Annotated in this window: 10 protein-coding genes; all 10 read right to left on the bottom strand. The window is 47.2% G+C overall.

All coding sequences use genetic code 11. The annotated features are described in order from the left end of the window. Positions 1–29: 29 nt before the first annotated feature. A complete protein-coding gene (locus NL645_RS16625) occupies positions 30–884 on the bottom strand; it encodes a LysR family transcriptional regulator (RefSeq protein ID WP_253652069.1) in 855 nt (284 codons plus the stop codon). 129 nt (positions 885–1,013) lie between these two features. Then, on the bottom strand, positions 1,014–1,634 hold the full coding sequence (locus tag NL645_RS16620) for a TRIC cation channel family protein (RefSeq protein WP_253652068.1): 621 nt from the start codon (positions 1,632–1,634) through the stop codon (positions 1,014–1,016). A 69-nt stretch (positions 1,635–1,703) separates the two neighbouring features. Beyond that, entirely contained in the window at positions 1,704–2,528 is an 825-nt protein-coding gene (gene btuF, locus NL645_RS16615; protein WP_253652093.1) for a vitamin B12 ABC transporter substrate-binding protein BtuF, read from the bottom strand. After that, positions 2,528–3,481 (bottom strand): cobalamin biosynthesis family protein, encoded by a 954-nt coding sequence (locus tag NL645_RS16610; protein ID WP_253652067.1) that lies wholly within the window; start codon positions 3,479–3,481, stop codon positions 2,528–2,530. The genes btuF and NL645_RS16610 overlap by 1 nt, the downstream gene beginning before the upstream one ends. Positions 3,482–3,492: 11 nt before the next feature. Continuing rightward, a complete protein-coding gene (gene mtnN / locus NL645_RS16605; protein ID WP_005396324.1) occupies positions 3,493–4,188 on the bottom strand; it encodes a 5'-methylthioadenosine/S-adenosylhomocysteine nucleosidase in 696 nt (231 codons plus the stop codon). A gap of 63 nt (positions 4,189–4,251) precedes the next feature. After that, the gene (locus NL645_RS16600) at positions 4,252–4,680 is read right to left on the bottom strand and encodes a DUF1499 domain-containing protein (RefSeq protein ID WP_031780533.1); all 429 of its coding nucleotides are present in this window, start codon (positions 4,678–4,680) and stop codon (positions 4,252–4,254) included. Between the two features lie 91 nt (positions 4,681–4,771). Continuing rightward, positions 4,772–6,184, bottom strand: a complete 1,413-nt coding sequence (locus NL645_RS16595; RefSeq protein ID WP_253652066.1) for an FAD-dependent oxidoreductase — start codon at positions 6,182–6,184, stop codon at positions 4,772–4,774. 20 nt (positions 6,185–6,204) lie between these two features. Beyond that, the gene (gltB, locus tag NL645_RS16590) at positions 6,205–10,668 is read right to left on the bottom strand and encodes a glutamate synthase large subunit (protein WP_253652065.1); all 4,464 of its coding nucleotides are present in this window, start codon (positions 10,666–10,668) and stop codon (positions 6,205–6,207) included. 451 nt (positions 10,669–11,119) lie between these two features. Then, positions 11,120–12,589 carry a glutamate synthase subunit beta gene (locus tag NL645_RS16585; RefSeq protein WP_253652064.1) on the bottom strand — a complete coding sequence of 490 codons (1,470 nt, stop codon included), beginning with the start codon at positions 12,587–12,589 and terminating at the stop codon, positions 11,120–11,122. After that, a complete protein-coding gene (gltB, locus tag NL645_RS16580) occupies positions 12,589–17,139 on the bottom strand; it encodes a glutamate synthase large subunit (RefSeq protein ID WP_065645159.1) in 4,551 nt (1,516 codons plus the stop codon). Before gltB (NL645_RS16580) ends, NL645_RS16585 begins: the two co-directional genes overlap by 1 nt. Positions 17,140–17,335 lie beyond the last annotated feature (196 nt).

Genomic DNA, 17,335 nt, shown 5'->3' with positions numbered 1-17,335 from the left:
CAATTGTCTAGTTGTTGTGATGTCGATGCTTATGGCAACGAAACTTCTTTGGCAACAACATCAGCAATGGATTTTGTCAGTGCTTTAACTCGTTTGCTGCGATATGTGCTGTGGCGCAAGCAGATATGTATTGGTCGAATTAACTGTCCTAGTTCTTCAAAGTCATAGCAGAATTTGGGTGTGATATTAAGTGTCTTCAGGATAGATTTAGGAATTAAAGCGGGAGCCATTCCGCCCAAAGCCAGTTGTGCTGCCGCAGTGTATGAATCCATTTCCATCAAAGGCTCAATTCCGTATTTTGACAAAATAGCTTGTTGGTAAGTGTTGGCAGGATTGGTTAAGTCATTGGTCAAAATGGCTTTGGGTAGTTGCGAAAGTGGGTATCTACTGACGATTGAAAAAGGTTCATCAGCGAGGTGAAGGCTCATTAATCCATGATGAGACGGTAAATAACCAGCACAGAATCCCAGTGTCGCTTTACCCGATTTGACGTTCTCAATAATGCGTGGTGTATGATTGGTCGATATTCGTATGTACTGGTCATGGGCAAAGCGTTCTGCCATGATCACACTAAGGTATCCAGCGACTAAGGTTTCAGAGCAGTCTATCTTGATCAAAGAAGTATCTTCTATTTCTTGCTGATCATAGATCTGACCTCTTAACTCATTGAACGTTGGCTCGATCGTGTTGATGAGCGCATGGCCATCGGAGGTCAGCTTTATGTGCCGACCACTTGGCTCAATCAATTTTTTTCCTAACTTCTTCTCTAGATTCGAAATGCGCTTACTCACCGCAGATTGACTAATATAGAGTTGGCTGCCCGTGCGGCTCATGGTTTTTTCTTTACTGAGGACAAGTAACGTCTCAATACCTTCAAGCAACATAATGATTAATGAAAGTTAGGAATGGTTGAAATAATTTAGCGAATTGTACAAGAGTTGGCGAATCAAATGAGTATAAATGAGAGGAGCCGACACTCAGTCGACTCCATGACCGAATCATGTAATTTGTTTTTAACGATTAATTGCGAAAGTTGGTAGGGATAGATGCCAACGAATAGCACCGAGACGTATAATGAGCGTTGAGATTACACCAGCGAGTAAAGCCGTTGAGTGGTCATAACCCATGTTTACCGCCATCGTATGGAACATGCCGCCAATAATACATGCCGTAGCGTAGACTTCACTTCTTAATACCATAGGAACTTCGCGAGCCAGCACGTCTCGTATAATGCCACCTCCACAGCCAGTAATAACCCCCATTATCACAGCGACCATTCCAGATGCATTGTAGGCGAGTGCCTTCTCTACTCCAATTCCCACAAATACAGCGAGACCGATGGCATCACAAACGGGTAATACCCACCATGAGAGTCGCTTGGGTCTTCGAATAACAAGCATGGTTAGTAGACACGTAACAAATATCACCCATAAGTACGTAGTATCTGTTACCCAAAATACAGGAGTGGCACCTAGCGCCATGTCTCGGATTGTTCCGCCACCAATAGCAGTCACACTGCCGAGAACGATAACGCCGAATGGATCCATTTTTAAACGGCCCGCCAGTAACACGCCAGAGATAGCGAAAACAGCGGTACCGAACAAATCGATCATATAAAGCAGCATGGAGTCCATGTTACTTAGTACCTTTATATAGTGTGAGAAAAAATGGGCGGAAATTGTACGGTATTTGCCACGAAATCGTTAGCGTTTTTGACGAACGCTTTTAAAGTGCTCACACACTTCTGTGATCGCATTTAGTGTGCGTGGGGTTGGGCGGTTAATCCAATCTGAGTTTAGAGACCAGATGTGTTTATTTCTAAGCGCGGGAAGCTCATTGCTCCACTCTGCCCACATACCATCATTACTCATTGCGTGACGAGAAGTAAAAATAACCTCTGGTTGGCGAGTGATGACCTGCTCGATGCTGACCTGAGGATAAGGCGCGCTGGATGCTGCGAAAATGTTTTCACCACCGCAAAAAGTAAAGACTTCACTTGGCCAGTTCTTCCCGGCGACAGTGATGATAGGCTTTTCACTCAACTGATAAAAGTAACGAACTTTCTCATGCGTGTTGTACTTCTCTTTTAGTGTATTCAGTTGCGTTCTAAAATCTTCAGCGGCCTTTTGTCCTATTTGCGGGGTTTCGCTGTATTGGCTTAGCTGCTCGATATTATTGGCGATATCTTCCAGTGAGCCTGTAGTGGAATAATAGATAGGAATGCCGAACTGTTTAATTTTCTCCAGCTCTTTTGCCGGGTTTCCTGCCGGCCAAGCAATGACTAAATCCGGTTGAAGAGCAATAATGCGCTCTAATTTAATTCCTTGGTAATTAGAGACTCTTTCCAGCTGCTTTGCCTGCTCTGGATAATCACTCATTTCGCTGACAGCAACAAGCTTGCCTCCTAGCCCTGCCGCAAAGGCAATTTCAGTGGCATGCGGAGCTAAACTTACAATGCGTTGCGCTGGTGTTTGGGCGAAGGTCGCTGTCGAAACAAACAGCGTTAATGCGAAGCATAGTTTATTCATCATAATCCTTGATAAATCATTCCTAAAAGCAGACTTTGGATAGCTATCCAAACGAAGACTCGCAAAACGAGCAGCGTATGTATTTGTGAAAGGTGAATAGCCGATGGGGCGATTCGTCCACCGATTTTTGCGCGTTCCGCACGTATACCTTGATAGATAGCAGGGCCGCATAAAGAGAGTTGTAGTTTGTGTCCGATGGTACACAACACCCAGGCGGGCCCGGGTAGTGGCCAAGACTTCGCTTGTTGCTGTACACCAGAAAGCACATTGCTTACGTTCTTTCCTACAGCTAAAAGTATGGCAAAGAGACGAAGTGGAATAATATCCAGAGCGGCAACCAGCTGAACGGCAGGTTTACCAAAGGGCAAATATTGGCGTCGGCTAGGGGACCAAACTCGAGCTAACTCTGTGGCTAGTCGATACATTAACGCACCAATACCACCTGCTAGTGCGTACCAAAATAACACACCGATTACGTTGCGGCTGTATCCCATAATCACAGCTTCTGAGCTTGCTTTACCTATGCCGATGATCGAGAGGCTGTCAGTATCGCGATTAAGGTATGGTCTTAGTAATTGTCGGCACTGAGCTTTGTCTTCTCTCGACATACTTGTGACGAGTTGTTTCGTTAAGGCTTCGCTGTTGCGCCAGTCCAAAGCAATGATCAATAGCACTAGTTCGTATAAAGGCACTTGCCAAACGAATGGCTCCACGGCAATCAGCAAGATCAAGCAAGGCAATAGCATCAAGCCCAATGCAAGACTGCCGGAGGTCAGGCTCTGTGAGTAACTATGATTATTGTTTACTTTGTTGGCGAGGTTCTCAGCTAACTTTCGCCATAAAGTGATGGGATGCGATGAACGGGGGATTGGTAAAATAAGGTGAAAGAGCAGTGCGCCCCACATAATAAGGAGCGCACCGTTGGCATAAAATGACTGAAAAACTTCTTCCATGAATGAGTCGTTTACTTAATGAGTTCCAGCATTTTGAATACCATTTCAGAAGAGCTTTTTGCTGCTAGCGGTAGGAACTCATCAAAGCTCATTGGTGACTCTTTATCAGCGACATCAGAGATTGCGCGCACAACAACAAACGGCGTGTTGAATTGGTGACAAGTTTGAGCGATAGCAGATGCTTCCATTTCTACCGCGATAACGGATGGGAAGTGCTTACGAATAAACTCTTGGCGTTCAGCGGTGCAAACAAATGCATCACCAGTACAGATCAGGCCGCGAACTGCATGAGTGTTTTCCATTTGCGCTAGTGCCTTTTCTGCTAAATCCATTAGCTTTTCATCCGCTTTGAATGCAGCAGGCTGGCCAGCCATTTGGCCAATTTCATAACCAAAAGCGGTCACGTCTGCATCGTGATGACGAACTTCTGTTGAGATAACAACATCACCTAGATTTAGGCTTGAATCGAAGCCACCAGCAGAGCCTGTGTTAATCACAACATCTGGCTGGTATTCATCAAGAAGAATGGTAGTGCCTACTGCAGCTGCAACTTTACCGATACCTGATTGTAGTACGACTACTTCTACATCATTAATTTGACCAGAGAAAAACGTACAACCTGCTTTATTTACGGTTTTGCAGTTTGTGATTGCTTCTTTCAGGATGGTCACTTCTTGTTCCATCGCACCGATGATACCAACTTTCATAACACTCTCTTTCGGTAAATATTTTAGTTGGCCGAGAGTATAGCACTCCCCGTGAGCAGTTTTCTATTTGATGAGCTTAGCTTGAGTGAGCTTTTCTCGTAATTGTTCGGCGCGCTTTCTGTTTACGCCAAAGTCAGAATAGCCCACACGTGACTCTGAGCGAACAATCAGTTTGTCTCCTGCTACTTTTAATTCGAGGTCATCCACGAAGCGCATGATTTTAGATGTGCATTCTATCCGAAGGTAATCACCCTCTTTTACCGCGGTTTTGGCGCCAGGAAGTTGAAGCGCGGCTTGCTCAATGGCATCTAACGTTGCGGACTCAGTGAGCAAAAAAGGTGCTAATTGAAACTTGTCTCTTGAGTCCTGAGTTGAAACGCAATTTGGTTTGTCACCACAAGGTGATTGAGAACGATCTGGCATACTGGTGACTCCTTGGCTGCAGGCTGTAAGGCTGAGTAAAGCGATGGAAAGGAGAGCGGCTTTTTTCATTGTATTTACTCTTATAATTTTGCTTCTAATTATATGGATACAAAAGAAAAAGGATCCAATAATAGGATCCTTTTTGTGATGTTAGCTGTGATTAGACTTCTAGGTAATCAAGAATGCCTTCTGCCGCTTTTCGCCCTTCATCAATGGCGGTTACGACGAGGTCTGAGCCACGGACCGCATCACCGCCAGCGAAGATTTTCGCATTGCTGGTTTGGTACATGAACGCTTGCTCAACAGGTGCCTTGATACGTCCCCATTGGTCTAAATCGACACCATACGGTTCCAACCAGTCCATTTTGTGTGGCTGGAAACCAAATGCTATGATCACGGCATCCGCAGGCAATACATGTTCACTGCCTTCCACTGGTTCTGGTCTGCGACGACCTGCATCATCGGGCTCACCTAACGCGGTTTTTACCACTTTAACGCCCGATACGTTACCTGAGGCGTCGACCTCCACACCGAGTGGTTGCAGGTTAAACATGAACTTCACGCCTTCTTCCTTCGCGTTTTTTACCTCGCGACGAGAGCCAGGCATGTTGGCTTCGTCACGACGATAAGCACAAATCACATTGGAGGCTCCTTGGCGAATAGAGGTTCGTACACAGTCCATTGCGGTATCGCCACCACCAAGCACGACCACTTTCTTTCCTGCCATGTCGATAAAAGGTTGGTTGTTCTCAAGCTCCATGACTTTGTAGGTATTCGAAATTAAAAATGGCAGCGCGTCATATACACCCGGCGCATCCTCATTTTCTAGTCCTGCACGCATGTATTTATAGGTGCCAACGCCTAAGAAAATGGCATCGTACTCATCGATTAGATCTTGCATTTGTACATCTTTACCGACTTCCACGTTCATGCGGAACTCGACGCCCATTTCAGTGAACACACGGCGACGATTTTCCATTACCCCTTTTTCAAGCTTGAACGAAGGGATACCGAAAGTCAGTAGTCCGCCGATTTCTGGGTAGCGGTCAAACACGACTGGCTTAACGCCATTGCGCACTAGGATATCAGCGGCTGCCAAGCCTGCTGGGCCAGCTCCAATGATTGCGACCTTTTTATCGGTCCACTCCACCTTGGACATATCTGGCTTCCAGCCCATTTCAAAGGCTTTGTCGGTAATGTACTTTTCTATATTACCGATGGTGACGGCACCAAAGTCATCATTAAGCGTGCATGAACCTTCACATAGACGGTCTTGAGGACAAACGCGTCCACATACTTCAGGTAAACTATTGGTTTGATGCGATAGCTCAACAGCTTCAAGAATACGTCCCTCATTTGCCAGTTTTAGCCATTGAGGGATGTAGTTGTGGACTGGGCACTTCCATTCACAGTATGGGTTACCGCAATCTAAACAGCGGTCTGCTTGCGCAGTGGCTTGTTGCTTAGTAAACGGCTCGTAGATTTCAACGAACTCGATCTTACGAACTTTGATAGGCTTCTTCGCAGGATCTACGCGCTGCACATCGATAAATTGATAAACGTTCTGGCTCATGATTCAAACATCCTCCATGATTACTGTGCTTGAACGCGCAGCTCAGCGGCACTGCGGCTCTGGTGACCAAGTAGCGTGCGAAGATCTGCCGCTTGTGGTTTCACCAAATAGAACTTTGGAATCCATTCATCAAAGTTCGCCAAAATATTTTCTGCGTGGCTCGACCCTGTTTCTTCAAGGTGTTCCGCAATCAGGCCGCGCAAATGCTCTTGGTGGATGTATAGATCGGACAATGAAATGGCTTCGACAGATTCTGTATTGACTCGACCTTCAAAGCTCTGGTTTTCATCCAGAACATAGGCAAAGCCTCCGGTCATACCTGCACCAAAGTTCACGCCTGTTGCACCTAGAATGGCAACAATACCGCCGGTCATGTACTCACAAGCGTTATCTCCCGCACCTTCAATGACGGCAATCGTACCTGAGTTGCGTACCCCAAAACGTTCACCCGCTTTACCTGCCGCGAACAGTTTACCGCCCGTTGCGCCGTACAAACACGTGTTCCCAATAATGGTGGCTTCATGACACTTGAACGCTGTACCTAAGTGAGGTTTTATGGCGATCTTGCCGCCTGCCATGCCTTTCCCTACGTAGTCATTCGCATCACCTGTGAGGTACAGCTCTACACCACCTGCGTTCCAAACACCAAACGACTGACCGGCTGTGCCGTCAAGATAGATTTTGATAGGGGAAGCCGCCAATCCTTGGTTGCCATAGCGCTTCGCTATTTCGCCAGATAAGCGTGCACCCACAGAACGATCAGTGTTGATGACATTGTAGAAGAAACTTGCCGATTGGCTGTTTTCTACCGCATGCATGGCATCATCAATGATCTTTTGATTGAGCTCAGCTTTATCAAACGGTTTATTTGGTTCCGTCCAAAACAGTGGATGACCTTCAGGCGAGACGGGAGCTTCTAGAATGTTGGATAGATCCAATTTGGTTTGCTTCGCGGTAAAGCCTTCTACTGCTTCAAGTAAATCGGTACGACCAATCAAGTCCGTCAGTTTTTCAACGCCTAGCTCAGAAAGCAGCTCGCGCACTTCTTCTGCCAGTCCGGTGAAGTAGTTCATCACCATTTCAGGTAAGCCTTTGAAGAACTCTTTACGCAGCGTTTCGTCTTGAGTCGCAACCCCTGTTGCACAGTTATTGAGGTGACAAATTCGCAGGAACTTACAACCCATAGCAACCATTGGCGCGGTACCAAATCCGAAGCTTTCCGCACCAAGAATCGCGGCCTTAACCACGTCTAGACCAGTCTTTAGACCACCGTCTACCTGTAGGCGGATCTTATGACGCAGACCATTAGCAACCAGTGCTTGTTGCGTCTCTGCTAGACCTAATTCCCATGGACTACCTGCGTATTTTACCGAAGTCAGCGGGCTTGCTGCTGTACCGCCGTCGTAACCCGAGATGGTAATAAGATCAGCGTAAGCCTTGGCTACGCCCGTTGCGATGGTGCCGACACCTGGCTCGGAGACGAGTTTTACCGAAACCAGCGCATTCGGGTTGACTTGTTTAAGGTCGAAGATCAGCTGGGCCAAATCTTCAATAGAATAAATATCGTGGTGTGGAGGAGGAGAGATTAACGTCACCCCTTGCACGGAGTAACGTAGCTTGGCGATTTCTGCGGTGACTTTGTGTCCCGGTAGCTGACCACCTTCACCCGGTTTAGCTCCTTGCGCTACCTTGATTTGTAGTACATCCGCATTAGTAAGGTAATGAGGCGTGACACCAAATCGGCCTGAAGCAATTTGCTTGATGCGCGAGTTACGTTCAGTGCCGAAACGGCGAGGATCTTCACCACCTTCACCGGAGTTTGAATAGCCACCAAGACGGTTCATCGCAGTCGCGAGTGCTTCATGCGCTTCAGGGCTAAGTGCGCCAATGGACATGGCCGCAGAGTCGAAGCGTTTGAACAGTTCAATGCGTGGTTCTATTTGCTCGAGTGGCAGCGGTGAGTCTGATTTTTTCAGCGACATTAAGTCACGCAGCATGGCAACAGGGCGTTGGTTTACCTGCTTAGCAAAGCTCTGATAGTCGTTACTTTCGCCAGATTTAACGGCCTGTTGCAGCGTGCCGACAACATCCGGGTTGTAAGCATGATACTCACCTCCATGGACATACTTTAACAAGCCGCCATGATCAATCGATTTACGTTTCGCCCATGCTTTGCGAGATAAGTTTGTAAGATCTTGCTGGAAGTCGTCAAAATTTGCGCCTTCAATACGAGTTGTGACGCCTTTAAAACACTGGTCGACCACATCTTGGCTCAAGCCAACTGCTTCAAACAGTTGTGAGCAGCGGTAAGAGGCGATGGTTGAGATCCCCATCTTTGACATGATTTTATACAGGCCCTTGTTGATGCCGTATTGGTAGTTCTGCATCACATCGCGATAGTCTTTCTCTAGTGCCTTATCATCAATCAGTTTACCTAACGCTTCATAAGCAAGGTATGGGTAAACTGCAGTCGCACCAAAGCCAAGTAAGACAGCAAATTGGTGTGGATCACGTGCAGTTGCGGTTTCGACTACAATGTTGGCATCGCAACGTAAGTTCGCATCAATCAAACGAGTTTGAACGGCGCCGACTGCCATTGCCGCTGGAATTGGTAACTTGCCTTTGACCAAAGCGCGATCTGAAAGTACCACTAAAACCGTGCCTTCACGTACGACTTGCTCTGCTTGCTCACAGAGATCATTAATGGCTTGTTTAAGATCTTTCTCTTGTGGGTCGTAGTTGATATCTAGAATGGTATTACGGTAGTGATCGTCACCAAGCTCGAGCAGTTGCTGCATGTCTGAATAAAGCAGTACAGGCGAATCAAATGTTACGCGATGCGCGTGGCCATCGGTTTCACAGAAGACATTCATTTCCTTACCGATACTGGTCGCCAGTGACATCACGTGTTTTTCACGCAGTGGATCGATCGGTGGATTGGTGACCTGAGCGAACTTCTGGCGGAAGTAGTCAGTTACCAAGCGCTCTTTTGAGGAGAGCACAGCCATTGGAGTATCGTCACCCATAGAACCAACGGCTTCTTGGCCCATTTCTCCGAGTACACGCAGAACTTGGTCGACTTCTTCGTTCGTCATCGCGAATTGCTTTTGATAAGTCTTAAGTAAGTCTTCATCAAAGCTGCGCTCGCCTACTTGATCCTCAGGTAGCTGAGAAAATGGTGTTAGTTTGCGAACGTTGTTTTCCATCCATTCGCGATAAGGGTGACGAGATTTCAGATCATTATCGATCTCGCTAGACTGCCAAAGCTTACCTTTACGAGTGTCGATGACGAGCAATTCACCCGGACCTACACGCCCTTTTTCGGCAACTTCATCTGGGGCGTAATTCCAAATCCCTACCTCAGATGCCAGAGTGATCAACTTGTCTTTGGTAATTACATAACGTGCAGGACGCAGACCATTTCGGTCTAGGTTACAAGCAGCATAACGACCATCGGACAGTACGATACCTGCAGGACCATCCCATGGTTCCATGTGTTTGGAGTTGAAGTCGTAAAACGCCCGCAGATCCGGATCCATATCTGGGTGGTTTTGCCATGCTGGTGGCACAAGCATGCGCATGGCACGGAAGATATCCATGCCGCCAGCTAAGAAGAGATCCAGCATATTATCTAAGCTGGAGGAGTCTGAACCTGTCTCGTTCACAAATGGTGCTGCAGTTTGAAGATCGGGCAGCAGTGGTGACGAGAACTTGTAAGCACGCGCTCGGGCCCATTGGCGGTTACCTTCAATGGTGTTGATCTCACCGTTATGAGCAAGATAGCGGAACGGCTGAGCCAATGGCCAACGCGGTTGAGTATTGGTAGAAAAACGCTGGTGGAACAGACAGATAGCGGATTCCATGCGTAGATCAGCAAGATCAAGGTAGAAGCGAGGCAAGTCCGCAGGCATGCACAGGCCTTTGTACACCAAAACTTGAGTCGACAAGCTACAGATGTAGAAATCAGGATCTTCGGTGATTTGTTTCTCGATGCGACGGCGTGCGATGTAGAGACGGCGTTCAATGTCACGCTCTCGCCAACCAGCCGGTGCAGAGATAAAGACTTGCTGAATATTTGGAAGCGAGTTAGCCGCAATTGGACCGAGCACTTCTGAATTGGTTGGAACTTCACGCCAACCGGCCACTGTTAGCGTCTCTTGCGCAAGTTCTCTGTTGACGATGTCTTTAGCGAGTTGAGCTTTGACCGGATCTTGGTTGAAGAAAATCATCCCTACGGCGTATTGCTTGCCAAGGTTGAAACCATTTTCTTCGGCAATAAGACGTAAATAGGAATCGGGCTTTTGTAATAGAAGACCACAACCATCACCGGTTTTACCATCGGCGGCAATACCACCACGGTGGGTCATTCGGTCAAGTGCAGAAATTGCTGTACGAACCAGCTTGTGGCTTTGTTCGCCTTCCATATGCGCGATCAAGCCAAATCCACAGTTGTCTTTCTCAAGACTTGGATCATAAAGAGCCATTGCAATTCTCCCTTTGCTTATCCGTCATCCCGACAGATATATCAACACTGCTTACGTTGATAGTGATGACTGAATATGCGTCATCTTTTATGGTTTTATGTATATTTATTCAATAAAATCTGTGAAATATTTAACATTTTTTGAGTGTTTTATTTTCATCAACTTCACAAGCTATAGCTTATTGTAAAAAAGGTCAAGTTATTAGTGGATAATCACGTGAATATGCGATTTACCATTTAATAAGCTAAAATAGTTTAATGATTTCAAATAGATAGAAAATTGATTGTTACAAAAAAGTAACATTTGATTCTGTGGAAAATAAAAAAGACCAGCATAAAATGCTGGTCAAAATAGAAAGATTGGAAGGAATTGTTTTCTTTCTTTGCTAATAGCCATCGATATCGCTGATGGCTATTTATGGCATTGAAAGAGGGAAGCGTGAATACTTCCGTTAAGCAGAAAGCATCAGTGAATCTGCTTTTGCTTCTAGGTTTGTGCCATCCATTAGGTAGTCATCGATAGCACGAGCACATTCGCGACCTTCGTTGATACAACGAACCACCAAAGATTGGCCTGTTCGCATATCACCAGCAGCAAATACGCCTTCTTGGTTAGTAGCAAAACCTTGAGTTGCTACGTTACCGCGATCATCTAGCGCGATATCCAGTTGAGCAAGCACGCCTGTAGGTTCTGGGTGTAAGAAGCCCATTGCTAGGAATGCCATATCACATGGGATCACTCGCTCGCTGCCTTCTACTTCTTTGAAACTTGGGCGCTCGTCTGGTTTTGCATCTTGCCAAACGATATCAGCAAGACGAAGGCCTGTGACTTCACCTTTGTCATTTCCGATGAACTCTTTGGTCAGGATGTTCCAGTGACGATCGACACCTTCTTCATGAGAGGTCGAAGTACGTAGGATCATTGGGTATTGAGGCCAAGGCATATTGGCTGGGCGCTTCTCTGGTGGAATCGGCATGATTTCCACTTGAGTTACGCTTGCTGCGCCGTGACGGTTTGACGTACCTACACAGTCTGAACCGGTATCACCACCACCAATGACAACCACATGTTTACCTTTTGCGTGAATCTCTTCCGTTTTCAGGTCCATGTTATTTGCACGTCGGTTGTTTTGACCTAGGAATTCCATTGCGAAGTGAACGCCTTTGAGCTCACGACCCGGAACTGGCAAATCACGTGGAACCGTTGAGCCACCCGTCAGTAGAACCACATCGAACTCTTGACGCAGTTGCTGAGCATTTACATCAACACCGACGTGTTGGTTTACTTTAAACTCAACGCCAGCTTCTGCCATTAGATTGATCTTACGATCAATGACTTCCATGCTCAGTTTAAAATCTGGAATACCGAAACGCAGCAGACCACCAACCTTCTCGTCTCGCTCGAATACTGTCACAGTATGACCAGCGCTGTTCAGCTGCTCAGCAGCCGCAAGACCCGCTGGTCCAGATCCAATGATCGCTATCGTTTTACCAGTGCGAGAACGTGGCGTTTTTGGCTTGGCGTACCCTTCACGATACGCCGTTTCTACGATGGTTTTCTCGATGTTACAGATGGTGATTGGGTCTTGGTTGATGCCAAGTACACAAGCACTTTCACATGGAGCAGGGCAAACACGACCAGTAAACTCTGGGAAGTTATTGGTTGAGCTTAGAATGTTCCATGCTTCTTCCCAGCTATCACGATAAACCGCATCGTTAAACTCTGGGATGATGTTACCGATAGGGCAGCCGTTATGACAAAACGGCACACCACAATCCATACAACGAGACGCTTGAGTATTGATCTTGTCACCAAATTCCTCGTTCAGAACGAACTCTTTGTTGTTCTTGATGCGTTCAGCTGGGTCGATCTTCTGTGGTAGTTCACGACCATGCTCTAAAAATCCAGTAGGCTTACCCATTATACGGCCTCCACTTGAGTTTCGTTTCCTTGAGACTGTGCTTCAGCTTTACGCTTTTGAAGCACCGCTTTATAGTCACGCGGCATCACCTTAACCATAGAGGCTAGGCTTGCTTCAAAGTTGTCTAGGAAAGACTGAGCGACTTCACTTCCTGTGAATTGAACATGCTTAGTTAGCATGTCGAGTAATAGATCTCTGTCTTCTTGCTCGATTGGATCTAGGTCTACTAACTCTGGGTTCAGTTTCGACTCAAAGTCGCCTGATTTATCCCATACGTAAGCCACGCCGCCACTCATACCTGCGGCAAAGTTACGACCTGTTGAACCAAGGATAATTGCTGCACCGCCCGTCATGTATTCACAACCGTGGTCACCGACGCCTTCTACTACTACTTTCGCGCCTGAGTTACGAACACAGAAACGTTCGCCAGCCATACCGCGAATGAAAGACTCACCCGAAGTGGCACCGTAGAAACACACGTTACCAACCACGATGTTATCTTCTGCGACAATGCTTGATTTCGCATCTGGGTAAAGTACTAACGTACCGCCAGATAAGCCTTTACCCCAGTAGTCGTTCGCGTCGCCTTCTACTTCGAACTTCACGCCCTTAGCTAGGAATGCGCCGAATGACTGACCCGCTGAACCTTTGAACTTCACGTTCATTGGTCGAGGTAGGCCGGCATCTTTGTACACTTTCGAGATTTCGTTCGACAGCATGGTGCCCGCAGAACGGTCAGTGTTGACGATAGGGAATTCGGCATTCACCGCCTCGCCTTTCTCGAGAGCAGGAATCGCCGCTTGAATCAGCTTACGGTCTAGTACCGATTCCAGATTGTGGTTCTGTTGCGTTTGGTTATGGATACCGTCTGACTCACGTGGTTGTTCAACGTGTAGAACAGGAGACAGATCTAGGTTCTTGTATTTCCAGTGAGAAACGTCTTGGCGAATCTTCAGCTTCTGACCTTGGCCGACCATCTCATCGATAGTGCGGAAGCCAAGTTCAGCCATGATTTCACGTAGACCTTGTGCCATGTATTGGAAGAAGGTTACGACGTCTTCTACGCGGCCATCAAAGCGCTCGCGAAGCGTCTTGTTCTGAGTCGCGATACCAACAGGACAGGTGTTCTTATGGCACTTACGCATCATGATACAACCTTCAACCACCAATGCTGCGGTTGCCACGCCCCATTCTTCTGCACCAAGTAGTGTTGCGACTGCAAGGTCACGAGGTGTCTTCATCTGGCCATCCGCTTGAACCACGATACGATTACGTAGACCGTTCTTCAGTAGCGTTTGGTGCGTTTCTGCCAAGCCAAGTTCCCAAGGAAGACCGGTATGACGGATTGAAGACATTGGTGATGCACCAGTTCCGCCGTCGAAACCTGCGATTAGTACAACGTCTGCTTTCGCTTTCGCTACACCGGAAGCGATCGTACCTACGCCAGCTTCCGATACCAGCTTCACGTTTACACGACCCGCGCGGTTCGCGTTCTTCAAATCGTAGATAAGCTGAGCCAAATCTTCGATTGAGTAGATATCGTGGTGTGGTGGTGGCGAGATAAGACCGACGCCCGGAGTTGAGTGACGTGTAGCACCGATCCAGTCATCTACTTTATCGCCTGGTAGCTGACCACCTTCACCTGGTTTCGCACCTTGAGCCATCTTGATTTGTAGCTCATCAGCGTTGGTTAGGTAGTAAGAGGTTACGCCGAAACGACCCGAAGCTACCTGTTTGATTGCAGAGCGTTCCCAATCGCCGTTCTCTTTGCGCTCGAAACGCATTGGGTCTTCACCACCTTCACCAGAGTTCGATTTTGCGCCAAGGCGGTTCATCGCAACAGCCAATGTGGAGTGTGCTTCGTAAGAAATAGAACCGAATGACATTGCACCTGTCGCGAAGCGTTTCACGATGCTTTCAATTGGCTCGACTTCGTCGATAGAGATAGAACCAGCTGGGTTCTTAATGAATTCTAGCTGGCTACGCAGAGTTACCGCGTTGTCACCTTGTTTATCGACTGCTGTCGCGTACTGCTTGAACTGATCGTAGTTCTTGTTGCGCGTAGACTCTTGCAGTAGCGAGATGGTTTCTGGGTTGAATAGGTGCTTCTCACCACGCTGTTTCCATTGGTAAACACCACCAACATCCAGCATTTGAATTGGGATTTCGCGTTGTGGGTAACCGATGCGGTGACGAACGAGCACTTCTTTAGCAATATCGTCAAGGGTGAGACCTTGGATACGAGAAACTGTACCTGTGAAGTACTTGTCTACCACTGACTTATGAATACCTAAGGCTTCGAAGATTTGCGCACCGTGGTACGACTGCAGGGTTGAGATACCCATCTTCGAGAAGATCTTCAGAAGACCGCCATTGATCGCTTTACGGTAGTTGTTGAACAGATCGCGAGGGTTCGCTTCTGGGTCCAGCTTCTTCGTACGCTGAAGCTCAATGATGGTTTCAATCACTAGGTATGGGTTAACGGCGTTGGCACCGTAACCAATTAGCGTTGCAAAGTGGTGCGTTTCACGCGCGTCACCGGTTTCAACCACAATGTCACACTTCGCACGTAGACCTTTGCGGATCAAGTGGTGATGCACTGCACCAACTGCCAGCATGGCTGGGATAGCGGCGTGGTTTGAGTTCACTGCGCGGTCAGTTAGCAGGATGATTGAGTAACCATCAATAACCGCGTCTTCTGCGTATTGGCAGATACGTTTTAGTGCGCGCTCAAGCTTGCCTTGGTCTTCACTGGCTTGGAATACGATATCTAGCGTTTTCGCCTGAAGATGCTCGTTATCGATCGCACGCAGTTTCTCAAGCTCAGAGTTCGCCAGAACAGGCGATTCCAATTCGACTTTCTGACAGTGAAGTGGTGTTTCAGTCAGAAGGTTTTGGTCTTTACCCAAGTAAGTGTTCAGCGACATCACCATACGCTCACGGATCGGGTCAATCGGTGGGTTAGTTACCTGTGCGAACAGCTGCTTGAAGTAGTTTGAAAGATGTTGAGACTGATGAGATAGAACTGCAAGAGGCCAGTCGGCACCCATTGCTGACAATGGTTCTTTTGCGTCATTCGCCATTGGAACGATGATTTCGTTCACTTCTTCAGTACTTACGCCAAACGCTTGTTGGCGGTGTAGAAGATGTTCTGGCTTAGGTTGGCTGAACTGGTTGCTCGCATCTGGCAGCTTCTTCAAGCTCAGTAGGTTTTCTTCTACCCACTTTTCGTAAGGCTGCGCTGTTGCGATGGTGTCTTTCACTTCTTCATCAGAGATGATGCGACCTTGCTCTAAGTCTGCAACGAAGATGCGACCTGGTTGTAGACGACCGCGGAACTCAACGTTCTCTGGCTCAATATCCACAACACCAGATTCTGATGCCATTACTAGGAAGTTATCTTTGGTCACTGTGTAGCGAGAAGGGCGCAGACCGTTACGGTCGAGTGTCGCACCAACTTGAACACCATCAGTAAAACATACTGAAGCCGGACCATCCCATGGTTCCATGATGTTCGCGTGGTATTGATAGAACGCACGACGCTTAGGATCCATGTTTTTGTTTTCTTGCCATGCTTCCGGGATCATCATCATCAATGCGTGCGGCAGGCTACGACCAGAAAGAACTAGGAGCTCAAGAGCCATGTCAAAGTTAGATGAATCCGAACTGCCTTCCTGACAAATAGGAAGCAGCATGTCGATTTCAGCTTGGGTAAATAGATCGGATTCAATGATCGCCTCACGGGCTTTCATCCAGTTCAAGTTACCTCGAACTGTATTGATTTCACCGTTGTGGGCAATGTAACGGAAAGGTTGTGCAAGACGCCATTTCGGGAAGGTGTTGGTAGAGAAGCGAGAGTGTACCAGTGCCAGTGCGGTCACCATGGTCGGGTTTTGCAGATCAAGGAAGTACTGAGGGACTTGCTCGGTCGTTAACTGACCTTTGTACACCAATGTCTTGTAAGACATTGAGTTAATGTAGAAGTCATCACCAATGTTCGAAACGCTTTCTAGACAAACACGTACAGTGTAGTTACGAAGTACGTACAGTTTGCGCTCTAGCTCTTCAGGTGTGATACCTGGACCACCAGAGATAAACACATGCTCAAACTGAGGTTCTGTGCTTAGCGGGTCGGCACCGATCATCGAGTTATCGGTTGGCAAAACGCGGTAGCCAATAACTTCAAGGTCTAGACGCTGAGCGTTGCGTTCTAGAATGTCACGGCATTGCTCGCGTTTGTATTCGTCTTTCGGGAAAAGTACGACACCCACACCATACTTTTCAAATGAAGGCAGTTTAATGCCGAGCTTTACGGCCTCTTCTAATAGGAATTCATGAGGTTTTTGTAGCAAGATACCCGCACCATCACCGCTGCATGGATCACAACCTTGACCACCACGGTGCTCCATGCGAGCTAGCATATCCAATGCTTGAGTCACTACTTCATGAGATTTACGGTTTTTAAGGTGAGCAACAAAACCGATACCACACGCGTCATGCTCCAATTCAGGAGTATATAGACCCTGTGGATTTTGCTCTCTATCTACCATAGATACATCCTTCCAGTTCAATGTCGACGCAAAAGCACCAGGCAGGCAAATGCCACCTAGACCATTGATTACGTCTTGTCCTTTATATTTATTATCGCCACCGATCTAGGTTGATCGATCTTGATTCCTTTCCGTATCTCGCAGGAAAAGTTTTGCGAGAAAAACAATCCTTGGTGGTATCCCTTTATTTATTGCC

The organism is Vibrio sp. Y51_MX_L26 (genome assembly GCF_024181935.1).
Lineage (GTDB): Bacteria > Pseudomonadota > Gammaproteobacteria > Enterobacterales > Vibrionaceae > Vibrio > Vibrio diabolicus.
The sequence above is the reverse complement of the archived record's forward strand: the minus strand, read 5'-3'. Positions and strand labels throughout refer to the sequence as shown.